This window comes from Dyella sp. 2RAB6 (assembly GCF_052115385.1).
Classification (GTDB): Bacteria; Pseudomonadota; Gammaproteobacteria; order Xanthomonadales; family Rhodanobacteraceae; genus Dyella_D.
Window position 1 is genome coordinate 15,579 of the sequence record NZ_JBFRGP010000006.1, and the last position, 14,905, is coordinate 30,483.

A 14,905-nucleotide genomic window follows, 5' to 3' on the forward strand; every position below is an offset into this window, starting at 1 on the left:
GTCAGCGGGGACTGCTCAGCGCCGCTGCCAGCATGATCACCCCGAAGATCACGAACAGGCCCACCCAGCCGAAGCGGTCCCCGAACGGAATCGGGTTCTTCTCCAGCTTGGCTTCGATCGCCTTGGGTTCGAGCTGCCAGCCGCGGTGGCAGACCTCGCAGGCGAGTACGTAGCTCTTCTTCGAGACCCATTTGAACAAGTAGTACAGATGCCCGTAGCGGTACTGCAGCAGCAGGCGATACGGCCGCTGCTTCTCGCACACCGCGCAATCCTTGTGCTCGGCGACGCCGAGGTCGATCTGCTTGCCGCCCGATCCCCAGATGATCATGTCCCTTTCCCCCCTGATCCTTGTGACCCCCGCCCACGGCGGGGCGACGCACTGTAAGGCGGGGTGAAAAGGGATGCCAGGGTCGCGCGGGCTCAGGCCAGCACTTTCTCGTAGCGCCACGCGGCGGCGCCGTCTTCGTAATAACTCGCGTAGGTGCCGATGCGCTGGTAGCCCAGCCGCTCGTACAGGCGGATCGCCGCCTCGTTGTCGGTGCGCACTTCCAGCCGCAGCGCATGCCGGCGCTTGCGCCGGGCCGCCTGCTCGGCCGCTTCGATCAGCGCCGAGCCCACGCCCTTGCCGCGTGCCTGCGCCTGGGTGGCGATCGAGTACAGCCGTGCCACCTTGCTGCCCTTGCGGAAGAACACCACCGCGGTACCCAGGAAACGCCGGTGATTGGCGCTGGCCACCAGCACCTGCGCGCTCTCGCTGTCCAGGTGGCGGCGGTACTGGGCACGGCTCAGGCGGTCGCCGGCGAAGCTCTGCTCCTCCAGTGCGACCAGGTCGTCCAGGTCGGAAAGCTCGGCACGTCGCACACGCACGGCGGCGGTCGCGGGCATGGGGGTCATCGGCGGTGTGTTCCGGTGCGGCGCGTAGCGCGGCGGCGAAGGGCGGAGGCGAAGGGCGGAGGCGAAGGGTAAGCGACGTCGGGCGAAGCGCGGCACTCTAGTCCCGTGGCGGGCGCCTCGCAATCGCCCGGGCGTCATGTCCGTTGCCGCGGCATTTAGACAGGCTTCATGCCTTGCTCTTGTGCGTGGTTGTGCCTGTGCGAAAATGCGCGCTCCGTGCCGCCCCGTTCCATCGACGAGACGACACCCTCGTCTGCCCAAGCCCAAGGTGCCATGGCCCGGCTCGTCATCGTTGTCGAGAAAGCCTCCGACTGGAGTTCCTACTATCCGTCCGTCGACGTCGTCACGGCGATGGACTATCTGCGCGAGCCGGTGTCCACCGACGACGAGCGCACGCAGGTCATCAACCTCTGCCGCAGCTACAAATACCTGGGCACTGGCTATTACGTGTCGCTGCTGGGCGAGGCGCGCGGCCACAAGGTGATGCCTTCGGTGCGCACGGTGAACGACCTGCGCCGCCGCTCGCTGTACGGCCTGGACATCGAGGACCTCAACCAGAAGCTCACCCACTTCCTGCCGGCCGGCAGCCGCGACACCACCGACTTCGGCATCCTGGTGTACTTCGGCGAGACCGCTTACACCGCCCTGCAGGACCTGGCGCGGCAGGTGTTCGAACTGTTCCCCTGCCCGCTGCTGCGCATCGAGTTCGAGCGCGACCGCGTGTGGCAGGTCAGCTCGATCAAGCCGGTCGGCCTGCACAGCCTGGACGACGCGCAGGAAGACGCATTCGCCGAGGCGCTCGACCATTTCTCCAAGAAGCTGTGGCGCAAGCCGCGTGCGCGCAAGCGCTACCGCTACGACATCGCCATGCTGGTGGACCCGAACGAGTCGATGCCGCCTTCGAACAAGAAGGCGCTGAAGTCCTTCATCCAGGCCGGCAAGGAACTGGGTATCGAAGTCGACCCGATCGACAAGAACGACTACCAGCGCCTGGCCGAGTACGACGGCCTGTTCATCCGCGAAACCACCGCCAGCGACAACCACACCTACCGCTTCGCCCACCGCGCCGAGCGCGAGGGCATGGTGGTGATGGACGACCCCACCTCGATCCTCCGCTGCACCAACAAGATCTACCTCAACGACCTGATGGTGTCGCGCAAGCTGGCGGTGCCCAAGACCGAGATCCTCTACCGCGACGACGCCAAGGGCATGAAGGAGATCGCCGCGCGCCTGGGCTATCCGCTGGTGTTGAAGATCCCGGACGGCTCCTTCTCGCGCGGCGTGATGAAGGTGGAGGACGAGCGGGCGCTGGAGAAGGCCGCCGGCGAACTGTTCCAGCACAGCTCGCTGCTGCTGGCGCAGGAATTCCTCTATACCGAATTCGACTGGCGCATCGGCGTGCTCAATCGCGAGGCGCTGTACGCCTGCAAGTACTACATGTCGCGCGGCCACTGGCAGATCTACAACCATGGTGCCAAGGGCACGGACAAGTCCGGCGGCTTCGAGACCATTCCCGTGCGCGACGCGCCCAGCGACGTGGTCAAGCTCGCGCTCAAGGCCACTCAGGGCATCGGCGACGGGCTCTATGGCGTGGACCTCAAGCAGGTGGACGGCAAGCCGGTGGTGATCGAGGTCAACGACAACCCGTCGATCGACGCGGGGGTAGAGGATGCGTACCTGGGCGAGGACCTGTACTTGCGGATCATGCAGGAGTTCCTGCGGCGCATGGAGCGCAAACGCCTGGGCATCGCCGACTGAAGGTCGGGCAGCCCCGGCATCCTTCCTGGATCACCGGGGCTCGAGGCGCCAATCCCTGCGCCGCGACGAAAGGTGCACCGCCTGCCCTGGCGTCCCTCGTCGCTTCCCTGAGGCGCGCCTCGTGCGTGCCCAAGCTCCACTGCCAAGCGGATTCGTTTCGATCAGTGCCAGACGGCCTGGCGCGGCCGGCGCCGCCGCGCCAGCGCGAGCAGGTCGCGCGGCAACCGCGGTTCCAGTACCAGCAGCAGCGCCAGCGGCGCACCCAGCAGCCAGAACGCCGGCGTCCAGCCGAGCAGCTCGGTGCGCGCCGGCACCAGGGTGGTCAGCAGCAGCACCGCGCCGGCCAGCAGCCACAGCAGGGCGCCGGCGGCGAGGCGGTGGTGGCGGGCGGCATCGGAGGTCTGCGTGCGCATGGAGGCGGTCCGTCGTGGTCGATGGGGTGAGCTTGCGCGCGGCTCATCTCATAGGCTGCGACCGTTGCAGCGGCCTCTCACGAAGGAATCCTTCTCCCTCCGGGAGCACGCGGGGAGCGCACAGGGATGTGCGCGGCTTTCCTCGCTCATCAAAGCCGGGCACATCCCTGTGCCCTCTTCGCGTGGAGGAGCGAGGAAGGTGGCGGCAGCCGGATGAGGGTACGGGCGAAGTGCAACGCCCCACTCCGCCCGTACCCTCACCCCAACCCCTCTCCCGGTGGGAGAGGGGCTTTACAATGCGCGGCTGCAGTCGGCCACGCCACCCCGCGCGGCGGCCGCCATTTCTTCCAAGGAGCATTCGATGAGCGCAGCGCAGTTCGCCGTCTTCGGCCACCCGATCGCCCATTCCCTGTCGCCGCAGATCCACCAGGCCTTTGCGCGCCAGTTCGGCATCGCGCTGGAGTACCGCACCATCGATGCCGCGCCGGCCGAATTCGCCGCCAGCGCGCGGTGCTTCTTCGCGGCGGGCGGCCGCGGCGCCAATGTCACCCTGCCGCACAAGGCCGCTGCCTTCACCCTGGCCGACGAGCGCAGCGAAGCGGCCACCCGCGCCGGCACCGCCAACGTGCTCACCCCGCTGCCGGACGGCCGCATCGCCGCCCACAACACCGACGGCGCCGGCCTGGTGCGCGACCTCACCGACCGCCACCGCATGGACCTGCGCGGCCACGACGCCCTGTTGCTGGGCGCCGGCGGCGCCGCGCGCGGCGTGGCCTGGGCCCTGCTCGATGCCGGCGTGCGCACGCTGACCATCGTCAACCGCACACCGGAAACCGCCGACGCGCTGGCCGACGCCATCGGCGAACCGGCGCGCGCGCATACCCGCTACTGGGAAGACCTGGACGATATCGGCAGCTTCGACCTGATCATCAACGCCACCTCGGCCGGCGTGCTGGGCAAGCCGCTGGACCTGCCGTTCGGCTTCGTCGGCAACCGCGCCACCTGCTACGACCTCTCCTACGGCAAGGCCGCCGCCGGCTTCGTCGCCTGGGCGCGCGCCGCCAATGCGCTGCACGCTTTCGACGGCTTAGGGATGCTGGTGGAAACCGCCGCCGACGCCTTCGAGCTGTGGCACGGCAAGCGTCCCGACACCGACCCGGTGCACGACGAGCTGCGCCGCCAATACGGCTGAGCCATGAGCCTGTCCTGCCGCCCCGGCTGTGGCGCCTGCTGCATCGCGCCGTCGATCACCTCGCCGGTTCCCGGCATGCCGCAGGGCAAGCCGGCCGGTGTTCGATGTATCCAGCTGGACGATGACCATCGTTGCCGAATCTTCGGCAAGCCTGAGCGCCCAGGCTTCTGCGGCAGGTTACAACCGTCGGCGGAGATGTGCGGCAATGACCGCGAACAGGCCATGCTCTGGCTCAACAGAATGGAAAAGCTGACGGCGCCATGAGACAACGGGAGGCCACACGCCTCCCGCTTCTCATCGATGCTTATGCTCGGCCGAAACCGGCCCGGTAAGCCTCGGCCGCATCCTCCCGCGTATTGATCTCGACCATGACGCCGCCGGGGATCCGGCAGAAGAAGCGCGAACCCCGCAGGTGCCGGATCACATCGGTCTCGAACACGACGCCGGCCGCCTTGAAGTCCTCACACATGGCGAGAACATCGGCAGCACTGGGCAATTCGAACCCGATATGGAAGTTGTCAGGCCACTGCACGGCGTGCTCGGTAGCGTCTTCGACGACGATATCGAAATCGTGCCGCTTGAGGATCTTGCTGCTGCCGAAGTCCGAAACGGAACAACCGAGATGGCGGACAAAAAATGCTGCAGTCGCACTTACGTCATGCGAAGGAAAGCTGATGTGATTGAACTTCATCGTGCTGGAAACGTTATGCATTAGAGACTCCACAGAAAAGGGAGCCACTTCATTTCCGAGCATGGTCGCGGGAATGTCACGTTGCAGACGCCACACAACACCCAGCAACCACGGCTCGAAGGAGCAGCGGCTGAATTGGGCGTTGGTTGACGTGAACGCTTACGGCTACCGAACGGCAGCGAAGCAGACTATATATCAGCGTAGCGTCACCCGTTGCAAGAAAAGCTTCAGCAACTGCGCGGGATCGATAAAGACGCGTACGCATGGGCGGCTTTGACGCAGCACATGGTGACCATGGACGCGGCCACCGCTTGAACGTCCAAATGCATTTAGACGTCCAAATGCCGGCTCCCGCAAGCTCCTGCGAAGGTTCGCGTGCTAGCGTTCGCCGACCAGGGGGAAGCCACATCATGCGGGGAGAGAGCATCATGTCGTCGAAGGGTTCCGTACGTCTGGGTCCGGCGATTGCCGTCGGGCTGTTCGCAATGTTGGGGAGCATGGCAACGGCGCACGCCGCGGCGGGGGATCCGCCGATCGGCGCGAAGGGTGTGGTGGTGGCCGATCCGGCCGTGCCGCGTCCGCCGGGCACGCCCTGCGTGGTGCAGTTGTTCAACGATGTCAGCTTCAACGATTTCACCGCGCGTCCCTATGCCTACGCGCCGCCGGCCAGTTGTGGCGGGCGCTGGTCCAAGGTGGTGCTGGAAGCCGATTTCTCGGTGACCGCCGGACGCCAGTTCGACCGCACCGCCAGCTTGTGGCTGGGCGGCGTCAACATCTATTTCGGCACCACCCAGGAACCGTCGGCCACGGTGTCGCCGAGCTGGCACGTGGAGCGCGACCTCACCGACTACGACGCCCTGCTGCGCAGCAACGGCCAGGGCCAGGCGGTGATCGGCAATGTCGTCAACGACACCTATACCGGCGTGATCCATGGCAGCGCGCGCCTGCTGTTCTATCCCGCCTCGCTGATCGCACCGCCCGCACCGGTGCCGGACGCGGTCTATCCGCTGGGCGCCGACCCGATCGGCAACACCACCACGCTCAATACGCCGGCCGACAAGCTTTCAAAGACGCTGACCCTGCCGCGCAACGTGGTGCGCGCGTACCTGGACGTGTTCGCGCAGAGCCAGAGCGGCGACGAGTTCTGGTACACCTGCGTGCCGGATCAGTACGCCGCGCAGACCCAGGAATGCGGCGGCGGCAATTTCCGCGAGGCCGAGGTGAGCATCGACGGCCAGCCGGCCGGCGTGGCGCCGATCTATCCGTGGATCTACACCGGCGGCATCGATCCTTATATGTGGCGTCCGACCACCGGCGTGCAGACGCTGAACTTCATGCCCTATCGCGTGGACCTCACGCCGTTCGCCGGCCAGCTCAGCGACGGCAGCCCGCACGAGGTGGCGGTGAACGTGGCCGGTGCGCACGGTTACTTCTCGGCCACCGCGGCGCTGCTGGTGTATCGCGATCCGCACGCCAAGCAGGTGACCGGCCGCATCACGCGCAACACGCTCGCCGGCCAGGCGCCGACGCCGACCATCGGAGACACGCTGGTCACGGATAGCAGCGGCAACCTGACCGGCGACATCACCACCAAGCTGTCGCGGCAGTTCGTGATCGAGGGCTACGCCACCACCTCCAAGGGCCGCGTGGTCAGCACGGTGGCGCAGACGGTGGGCTTCGACGACACGCAGAGCTTCGTCATCAACGCTTCCACCTTCCACCAGATCTCGGCCCAGGTCACCAGCGTGGACAGCGTCAGCCGCAGCCGCATCGGGCCGTTGCTGACGGTCGAATCGCGCCAGCAGGCGTCGTACCCGCTGCGCGTGGACTACAACCAGACGCTCGCCGCGGACGGCAGCCTCAGCGCGGCTTCCACCGTGCACCAGGGACTAACCAGCCACGCGGAACGGCGCTGGCTGGGCTTCCCCACCTATGCGGCCGAGCTGAGCAATACCGTCGACACCGGCGACACGCTCAACTTCAATGCTGCCGGCGCACTGACCAGCCACACCGGCCAGCACAGCACGCAGGGCTACAGCTTCCGCGACAGCTACGGCAGCTGCTATCGCGTGGACCTGACCACCGATACCGGCGCGCTCGCCAGCTACGCGTCCGGCACCGGCTGCCCCGGTGGGCAGAACCGGGTGTGGTGGATCGCCCATCCGGATGGTTCGCCGGACAGCCGCAACTTGCAGGTGCTCTGGTAAGTCGCGGGCTCTGCTAAGTCACATGCGCGCGCCGCTGCCACTGGCGGCGCGCGCTTACCTGCTTTCTGCGGGCAACATCTCCGCAATATCGCCTCTCTAAGCTGGCGCGCCCTGCGTCTCCCCACGCTGAAGCCGCCATGCCACACGTTTCTTCTCCCCACCGCACGCTTGGTGCGACCCGTTACGCCGTGCTGATCCTGGTCGTGCTGCTGGCTGGCGCCGGCGGCGTGGTCGCCTGGATCCTCCGCGCCAACCGCGACGTGCCGGCGCTGCCGGAAACCGCCGTTGCCGACACCGGCGAGATCCATCGCGACGGCGCACCCGGCGGTGTGACCGAGCTGCTCAAGCGTGCCCGCGGCTCGGTCGCGCAGCAGCGCCTGTTGGCACCCGCCAGCGACAACGCGGTGGAGTGGTATCTGCAGGTGTTGAAACAGGAGCCGGGCAACCGCGTCGCGCAGGATGCGTTGCGCGAGCTGTTCCCGTTCGCCGCCAACGCCGCCGAGCAGACCATCGGCCAGGGCAATGCAGCCGAGGCGCAGCGCGAGATCGATCTGCTGACGCGCGCCGATCCCACCAATTACACGCTGACCATCCTGCGCGCCAAGCTGCAGGCGCAGCTGCAAGTAGTGGAAGACCAACGGCGCAAGGACGAACAGCAGGCGTTGGCGGCAGCGCAGAAGGCACAGGCGCGTCCCGCATCGCCGCCGCCGGCGGCACCCGCACCCGTGGTGGCGAGCAATGTTTCGGCAGCGCCGCCGGCAGCGCATCCCGCGCCAGCCGTGCCGCCGGAAAACTCGGCGCCGCATCCCGCCGCGCCGGCCGCCGTCGCCGTTGCCGCCAGCAGCTCCCCCGTACTCAAGCGCCGCGTCGAACCCTATTACCCGGACGATGCGCGCCGTACGCGCCGGCAGGGCTGGGTGGACGTGCGCTTCACCGTGGAGGCGGATGGCTCGGTGAGCCACGCCGGCGTGATCGGCGCCGAGCCGCGCAATGTATTCGACCGCTCCGCGCTTACCGCGGTGGAGCGTTGGCAATTCACCCCGGGCACGCGCGATGGTGCGGCGGTGCCGATGGAGATGCGGCAGCGGATCGAGTTCCATCTGTGACGTCGGCGCGGCGCATAATCGCCGCCTGCTTCGAGGAGACGAACCGCCATGCGCAAGGCCATGCTCGCCCTGTTCCTGTTCACCGCCGCGGTTGCCACCGGCGCCTGCCATGACACCACCTACGCCGAGGCCAGGCCGGTCGCCGGTTTCGTCACCGACACCGCCGGTTTCGACGCCTTCATCGCCACGCATCCCACGCCCGAGCAGTTCCATGTGCGCTATCCGGATGTGCAGCTGGTGACGCCCGGCAGCATCACCACCATGGAAATGCGCAGCAACAACAGCCGCTACTTTCCCGAGCTGGACAAGGACGGCCGCATCACCGGTGGCGGCTTCCGCTGATCGTCACAAAGCGATTGCCAAACACGTCACATCGCTGACATCTGCCAGGGCTACCGTGGCGCGCCGTCATACCGCGTGAAAGGCGCGTATACGGCGCTCCATCCCATCGGCCAGCTGTCATGTCCCGTGCGTTCCCCACCGCGTTCCCCCGACGCGGCCTGCTTGTGGTTTCCATTGCGCTGCTCGCGGCAGCGGCGATTGCCGCTTACGTGTTCCTGCGCATGCCCGCCGTGGATGGCGCGGGTCTTCAAGCCAAGGGACCGGCGGCGGCGGCCAGCAGCGGCGGCCAGGACAGTGGCGTCGGCATCATGCTGGGCCTGGCCAAGAGCGCGATGGACGAGAAGCGGCTGATCGCGCCGGCCGGCGCCAATGCGTTCGAGTTCTATCTCAGCGCGCTGCAGCTGGAGCCGGACAACGCAGCCGCGACCGCAGGCCTGCACGAACTGTTCGAGCCGGCCGCGGACGATATCGAGCGCGCGATCAACGACAACAGCCTCGACGAGGCGCAGCGCGAACTGAGCCTGTTGCGCGAATTCGACGGCACCAACTACAAGCTGGCACTGCTCGGCGGCAAGCTCGACGCGCAGCGGCAGATCCAGGTGCGCGAGGACGAAGCGCGCGCGGCGGTGATTCAGTCGCAGGCGACTTCTTCGTCTTCAGCACCGGCGCAATAACGACGTAGGTTGGGGTGAGCCACCGGCTCACCCCAACCTACTTAAGAGCGGGCCGGCCTTGCGCAGCAGCAGCTCGACCAGTTCGGGTTGCATGAAGTCGTAGTCGTCGGGAATACCCAGCACCACCACGCGCTTGTCCTTGAGCTGCCGCGCATAGCGCGACTGCAGCCGGCGCCGGTGCGCGTGCTCCATCACCACGATGAGCTCGGCCCAATCGACGTGCTCAGCCGACAGCGGCGTCTCCGCATCCGGCGCCAGCCCGGCGGAATCCACGGCCACGCCGGGCCATTCGCGGAACACCTGCTCCGCGGTCGGACTGCGCAAGCGGTTGCGGCTGCACAGGAACAGGACGCGCAAGGCGCTCATCCCGCGGCGAGGTACTCATCTTTCAAGCGCACGTAGTGATCGGCCGAATAGTGCAGCTGCTCGATCTGCCGGTCGCTCAGCAAGCGCACGCACTTGGCCGGATTGCCCACCCACAGTTCGCGCTCGCCCACCACCTTGCCGGGCGGGATCACCGCTCCCGCGGCGACGAAGCCGTACTTCTTCACCGTGGCGCCGTCGAGCACGGTGGCGTGCATGCCGATCAGGCAGTAGTCCTCGATGGTGCAGGCATGGATCACCGCGGCGTGGCCGATGGTGACGCCTTCGCCGACCAGGGTGGGAAAGCCGCCGGGCGAGTACGGGCCGTCGTGCGTGACGTGCACGATGCTGCCGTCCTGCACATTGCTGCGCGCGCCGATGCGGATGTGGTGCACGTCGCCGCGCAGCACGGCGCCGGGCCAGATGGAGACGTCGTCGCCCAGTTCCACGGCGCCGATGACGGTGGCGGCGGGGTCGACGTAGACGCGGGCGCCGAGGGTGGGGGCGATGCCCCGGTAGGTGCGGAGGTTGGTCATCTGTGTATTGTCCGCGGGGGGCGGGGGTAGCGCTAGGGCGCGTGCCCTTGTGTTGCATTGACCAGTCGAAACCGCCGCGCGCCCTTCAACGTGCCGTTGCGAAGAGGACGTTCAAGAACTCAGGCCCGCTTGGGTGCTGCACGTTACCTCCACCTCCCAGTTCGAATCCTTCTCCCTCCGGGAGAAGGTGCCGGCAGGCGGATGAGGGTTCGGGCGGAGCGTGGAGTGAAACCTCGCAGCACCGGCGTAGGTTGGGGTGAGCCGCAGGCGAACCCCAACGGTGCGGGGCGTTTGAATGTGGTGATGCTGGGGTTCGCCTGTGGCTCACCCCAACCTACTCCGCGCGCTTACGCGGCCAGGTCCTCCATCAGCTCATTCACTTCATCGAGTCGATAGCTGAGCGACTCTGCGTAGCGGCTCAGGTAATGCACGGCGGTGAATACACCTTCGACGCATGTCGGTGGCAACGGCCATTCGCCATCCTGTGCAGGCACATTGCATGCCTGCATATCCCGGTCGTCATCACCATGTGGTGTTGCATTGACCAGTTGAAACCGCCCCAGCAAAGAAAAAGTAACTCGGGCGCCGGCAGGCGCACGAAATGCCCGCTGCACAAGCGGCCAAATCGCGCCACCGCGACAATCAGGCGCGTTCGAGCACGCGCACCGTCTCACGATACCCCGCCTCTACCGCGCGCTCCCAATCCCCCCAATCGAGCACACTCACATGCTCCAGCGGTGGCGTCACCAACACATCCGCCAGGCCACGCCGATGCTCGCTGGCGCCCTCGCTGTTGACCATCGCCGCCCGCACCAGCGTGGAAACCAGGCCGGGCCGCTGGATCGCCTGACGTTGCAGCAGCAAGCGCCACCACGGCGGCGTGCTGTACTCCTCGGCGGTGGTCAGCAGCGAGATGTCGGCGCGGATATCCACCGCGGTGACGTGCGCCACGCCATCGGCGGCCATCACATCGGTCGGCAGGTTGTCGACCAGCGCGCCATCCACATACACCCGTCCGCGATGCAGCACCGGCGGCAACACGCCGGGAATCGCGCTGGAAGCACGCAGCCACATCCACAACGGCCCGCCCCGCTGCACCACCATGCCGTCGCCGGACAGACACGTGGCCACGCAGAAGAACGGCAACGTGAGGTCTTCGATCTCCAGCGCGCCGAACGCGCGGCGCAGCATGCTGGCGGCGCGGCGGCCGCGGGTGAGGGCCACCACCGGCAGGGTCCAGTCCGACAGCGGCCGGCCTTGCACGAAGGCGCGGCGGTAGACCTCGGTCATTTCTTCCAGGCCCCAGCCCGCCGCCACGCCGGCGCCGATGATCGCGCCGATGCTGGTGCCGCCGACGCAGTCGAATTCATGGCCGGCCTCCTTCAGCGCACGCAAGGCACCGAGATGGGCCAACCCGCGCGCGCCGCCGCCGGCCAGCACCAGGCCGCGCGCATGGCCGCTGACCAGCCGCGCCAGCCGCGCGATGTCCGCCTGGCCGCCGACATGGTGGTGCTGCAGTTCGCCGCTGAACGGTGCACGCCAGCGCTGTGCCGCGCCCAGGCTGGGCTGGCGGCCCGGCTGCAGCAGGATCAGATGGCGCGGCCGATGCCCGACGCGCGAAGGATCGAGGATCGCCGCCTCCGGCCATGGCCGCGCCGGCCGCGCCGCGGTAGCCGGCAACAGCAATACATCTGCCTGGCGCAGGCATCGTTGGCGCCACAGCGGATCGCCCTTGGTGTCCAGATAGATCACGAAGCGCACCTGCGCTTCGCGCGCGGCGAACCAGTCGCTGCCGCGGCCGGCGCCCTGCTCGCCATCGATCACCGCGCAGCTTCCATACGCTTCCAGCGCCATCGCCAGCTGCATGGCCAGGGTGCGCGCCGGTACCTCGGCGTCCGACGGCAGCAGCGCGAAGGTACGCGCCACGCCGGGGCTTTCCTCCTTGCGCAGGCGTCGCTGCAGGCGCGCGATGGCCACGCGGGCGATTCCGAGCATGGCTTGCGGATGGCGCCCGGCCAGCACTTCGAATGCAGCGCGATCCAGCCGCAACAACTCGCAGTCGCGCAGGGCGCGCACGGTGAGCTGGCGGGTGTCGCCGCCGATCAGGCCGATCTCGCCCACGCTGTCGCCGGCGGAGACCAGATGCACCAGGCGTGCCGGGTCGTCCTCGTCGAACAGGCCGAGGCTGCCGCTGACCAGCAGATACATGGCATCGGCGGTCTCGCCGGCCTTGAACAGGGGCCGGCCGCCGGGAAGGCTGAACCAGACCAGGCGCGCGGCCAGGTCGGCCAGGGCCTCGTCGCCGAGGTGGCCGAACACGTCGCTTTGACGTAACAGGTCGCTGAAATCCGTTTGACGCATAAAGGCCATGGTAGGGCGCGCTATATGACACCCCGGCGTAAGCCCCGCCTGCTCCGGCCTTGATTTCGCCCAGGCCCGTCGCCACGCTGGCGCTCCCAAGGAGAGACGCATGGCTCACGAAAACATCGCCCGGGATACCCAGGCGCACGCCGACCCGGCCCTCGAAAACGCGGCCCACGAAAACCCGCTGCTGGCCGACGCCGGCCTGCCGGCGTTCTCGCGCATCAAGCCGGCGCATGTCGGCCCCGCCATCGACGAGCTGCTGGCCGACTACCGCGTGGCGATCGACCAGCTCACCGCCGCCGGCGGCCCGCGCGATTTCGCCGGCGTGATGCTGGCGCAGGAACGCCTGGAGCAGCGCGTGTCGCGCGCCTGGGCGCCGGTGGGCCATCTGCATTCCGTCGCCGACAGCGAAGCGCTGCGCGAGGTCTATGGTCCGGCCGAGGAAAAGCTCACCGAGCACGCCATCGAGCTGGGCCAGAACCGCGAGTTGTACAAAGCCGTGCAGGCGCTGGCCGACGCACCCGATTTCGCCGCGCTGGCGCAGCCGGAGCGCACCCTGGTCGAGCATGCGCTGCGCGATTTCCGCCTGTCCGGCGTCGCCCTGGAGGAACCGGAGCGCACGCGCTACCGCGAGATCGGCGTGGAGCTGAGCAAGCTGTCCACCGAGTTCTCCAACGCCGTGCTCGACGCCACCGACGCCTGGCACCAGCACGTCACCGACGAGCGCGATCTCGCCGGCATCCCCGAGTCCGGCCGCGCCGTGCTGCGCCAGTACGCGCGCGAGCAGAACCTGGACGGTTACCTGGTCACGCTCAAGCAGCCCAGCGTGCAGGCGGTGCTGACTTATGCCGACAACCGCAGCCTGCGCGAGCGCGTGTACTGGGCCTACCAGACGCGCGCATCGGACCAGGGCCCGCACGCCGGCAAGTTCGACAACGGCCCGCGCATCGAGCGCATCGTCGCGCTGCGCCACGAAGCCGCGCAGCTGCTGGGCTTCGCCAATGCGGCCGAGGAATCGCTGGCGACCAAGATGGCGGCTTCGCCCACCGAGGTGATGGAGTTCCTGCACGACCTGGCCCAGCGCGCCCGTCCGGTGGCGCGCGAGGAGCTGGCGAGCCTGCGCGAGTTCGCGGCGAAGGAACTGAAGCTGGACAACCTCGAATCCTGGGACGTGGCGTACGCCTCCGAGAAACTGCGCCAGCGCAGTTACGACCTGGACGAAGAGCAGCTCAAGCCGTACTTCCCGCTGCCGGCGGTGATCGACGGCCTGTTCGGCCTGGTGCAGCAGCTTTACGGCGTGACGCTGGCGCCGCGCGACGGTGTCGACGTATGGCATCCGGACGTGCGCTATTACGACGTGCGCGACGCCAGCGGCCGCGTCTTCGCCGGCGCTTATGTCGACCTCTACGCGCGTTCCGGCAAGCGCGGCGGCGCCTGGATGGACGTATGCCGCTCGCGTTTCCGCGAGGGCGAGCAGGAGCAGCTGCCGGTCGCCTTCCTCACCTGCAATTTCGCGCCGCCGACCGAAGGCCGCCCGGCCCTGCTCACGCATGACGACGTGCTGACCCTGTTCCACGAATTCGGCCACGGCCTGCACCATCTGCTGACCGAGATCGCGCTGCCGTCGATCGGTGGCATCGACGGCGTGGAATGGGACGCGGTGGAATTGCCCAGCCAGTTCATGGAGAACTTCGGCTGGCATCGCCAGGCGCTCGATCTGTTCGCGCGCCATTGGCAGACCGGCGAGCCGCTGCCGGAGGAACTGTTCCAGCGCATGCTGGCCGCGCGGCATTTCCACGCCGGCCTGTTCCTGGTGCGGCAGCTGGAATTCGCCATGTTCGATTTCCGCCTGCACCTGCAGTACGAAGCGGCGCAGGGCGCGCGCCCGCTCGGCGTGCTGGAGGAAGTGCGGCGCGAGGTGGCAGTGCTGCATCCGCCGATCTGGCAGCGCTTCCCGAACAGCTTCACGCATGTCTTCGCCGGCGGCTATGCCGCGGGCTACTACAGCTATCTGTGGGCGGAGCTGCTCAGTGCGGATGCGTTCGGTGCGTTCGAGGACGTCGCGCAGGCCGGCGGCAGCGTGATCGACCGCGCTACCGGCGAACGCTTCCGCCGCGAGGTGCTGGCCGTCGGCGCCAGCCGCCCGGCGCTGGACAGTTTCGTCGCCTTCCGCGGCCGCAAGCCGGAGCCCGATGCGCTGCTGCGCAGCCATGGGCTGATCTGATCGGCGGGGCTCGGCTCGCGGCAAGGCGCGCTGGCACTCGTGCTAAGTCACCGGTAACGGGGTGCCGGGGGAGGCCGGTCACAGGCTGGCCTCCCCGCCGCATGGCGGAGTGCCGAACCGGCGGCATCCCCCTACAATGCC

16 protein-coding genes are annotated in these 14,905 nt (G+C 67.9%); 8 read left to right on the top strand and 8 right to left on the bottom strand.

From position 1 onward, the window contains the following. Position 1: 1 nt before the first annotated feature. Together AB4083_RS11265 and AB4083_RS11270 are read right to left on the bottom strand one after the other, a co-directional pair. On the bottom strand, positions 2–328 hold the full coding sequence (locus AB4083_RS11265; protein ID WP_441607897.1) for a hypothetical protein: 327 nt from the start codon (positions 326–328) through the stop codon (positions 2–4). Positions 329–420: 92 nt separating this feature from the next. Continuing rightward, positions 421–894: a GNAT family N-acetyltransferase gene (locus AB4083_RS11270; protein WP_441607898.1), complete on the bottom strand. Its 474-nt coding sequence runs from the start codon at positions 892–894 to the stop codon at positions 421–423. 273 nt (positions 895–1,167) lie between these two features. On the opposite strand from AB4083_RS11270, the gene AB4083_RS11275 reads away from it, so the two are divergent. Beyond that, the gene (locus AB4083_RS11275; protein ID WP_441607899.1) at positions 1,168–2,652 is read left to right on the top strand and encodes a RimK family protein; all 1,485 of its coding nucleotides are present in this window, start codon (positions 1,168–1,170) and stop codon (positions 2,650–2,652) included. Between the two features lie 161 nt (positions 2,653–2,813). Here the strand turns inward: AB4083_RS11275 and AB4083_RS11280 are convergent, their stop codons facing one another. Beyond that, positions 2,814–3,065 carry a hypothetical protein gene (locus tag AB4083_RS11280; protein WP_441607900.1) on the bottom strand — a complete coding sequence of 84 codons (252 nt, stop codon included), beginning with the start codon at positions 3,063–3,065 and terminating at the stop codon, positions 2,814–2,816. Between the two features lie 361 nt (positions 3,066–3,426). Here AB4083_RS11280 and aroE point away from each other — a divergent pair, with 361 nt between their 5' ends. After that, positions 3,427–4,257, top strand: a complete 831-nt coding sequence (aroE, locus tag AB4083_RS11285; RefSeq protein ID WP_441607901.1) for a shikimate dehydrogenase — start codon at positions 3,427–3,429, stop codon at positions 4,255–4,257. Positions 4,258–4,260: 3 nt separating this feature from the next. Next, positions 4,261–4,521 carry a YkgJ family cysteine cluster protein gene (locus tag AB4083_RS11290; RefSeq protein ID WP_441607902.1) on the top strand — a complete coding sequence of 87 codons (261 nt, stop codon included), beginning with the start codon at positions 4,261–4,263 and terminating at the stop codon, positions 4,519–4,521. Between the two features lie 40 nt (positions 4,522–4,561). On the opposite strand, the gene AB4083_RS11295 is transcribed toward AB4083_RS11290, so the two are convergent. Then, a complete protein-coding gene (locus AB4083_RS11295; protein WP_441607903.1) occupies positions 4,562–4,969 on the bottom strand; it encodes a VOC family protein in 408 nt (135 codons plus the stop codon). A 476-nt stretch (positions 4,970–5,445) separates the two neighbouring features. Between AB4083_RS11295 and AB4083_RS11300 the strand changes: the two genes are divergently transcribed. The 4 genes from AB4083_RS11300 (at position 5,446) to AB4083_RS11315 (ending at position 9,277) form a co-directional block, all read left to right on the top strand. Then, the gene (locus AB4083_RS11300) at positions 5,446–7,155 is read left to right on the top strand and encodes a peptide-N4-asparagine amidase (protein ID WP_441607904.1); all 1,710 of its coding nucleotides are present in this window, start codon (positions 5,446–5,448) and stop codon (positions 7,153–7,155) included. Positions 7,156–7,292: 137 nt separating this feature from the next. After that, the gene (locus AB4083_RS11305; protein ID WP_441607905.1) at positions 7,293–8,261 is read left to right on the top strand and encodes an energy transducer TonB; all 969 of its coding nucleotides are present in this window, start codon (positions 7,293–7,295) and stop codon (positions 8,259–8,261) included. Positions 8,262–8,309: 48 nt separating this feature from the next. Continuing rightward, the gene (locus AB4083_RS11310) at positions 8,310–8,603 is read left to right on the top strand and encodes a hypothetical protein (RefSeq protein WP_441607906.1); all 294 of its coding nucleotides are present in this window, start codon (positions 8,310–8,312) and stop codon (positions 8,601–8,603) included. Between the two features lie 119 nt (positions 8,604–8,722). Continuing rightward, positions 8,723–9,277: a hypothetical protein gene (locus AB4083_RS11315; protein WP_441607907.1), complete on the top strand. Its 555-nt coding sequence runs from the start codon at positions 8,723–8,725 to the stop codon at positions 9,275–9,277. 27 nt (positions 9,278–9,304) lie between these two features. Here the strand turns inward: AB4083_RS11315 and AB4083_RS11320 are convergent, their stop codons facing one another. The 4 genes from AB4083_RS11320 to AB4083_RS11335 form a co-directional block, all read right to left on the bottom strand. Continuing rightward, positions 9,305–9,643 carry a low molecular weight protein tyrosine phosphatase family protein gene (locus AB4083_RS11320; protein WP_441607908.1) on the bottom strand — a complete coding sequence of 113 codons (339 nt, stop codon included), beginning with the start codon at positions 9,641–9,643 and terminating at the stop codon, positions 9,305–9,307. Further along, positions 9,640–10,176 (bottom strand): gamma carbonic anhydrase family protein, encoded by a 537-nt coding sequence (locus tag AB4083_RS11325; protein WP_441607909.1) that lies wholly within the window; start codon positions 10,174–10,176, stop codon positions 9,640–9,642. The genes AB4083_RS11320 and AB4083_RS11325 overlap by 4 nt, the downstream gene beginning before the upstream one ends. Positions 10,177–10,523: 347 nt before the next feature. Continuing rightward, positions 10,524–10,685, bottom strand: coding sequence for a hypothetical protein (locus AB4083_RS11330; protein WP_441607910.1), 162 nt, complete (start codon positions 10,683–10,685; stop codon positions 10,524–10,526). Positions 10,686–10,818: 133 nt separating this feature from the next. Then, the gene (locus AB4083_RS11335) at positions 10,819–12,537 is read right to left on the bottom strand and encodes a patatin-like phospholipase family protein (protein ID WP_441607911.1); all 1,719 of its coding nucleotides are present in this window, start codon (positions 12,535–12,537) and stop codon (positions 10,819–10,821) included. A 109-nt stretch (positions 12,538–12,646) separates the two neighbouring features. Here AB4083_RS11335 and AB4083_RS11340 point away from each other — a divergent pair, with 109 nt between their 5' ends. Beyond that, entirely contained in the window at positions 12,647–14,764 is a 2,118-nt protein-coding gene (locus AB4083_RS11340; protein WP_441607912.1) for a M3 family metallopeptidase, read from the top strand. Positions 14,765–14,905: the final 141 nt, after the last annotated feature.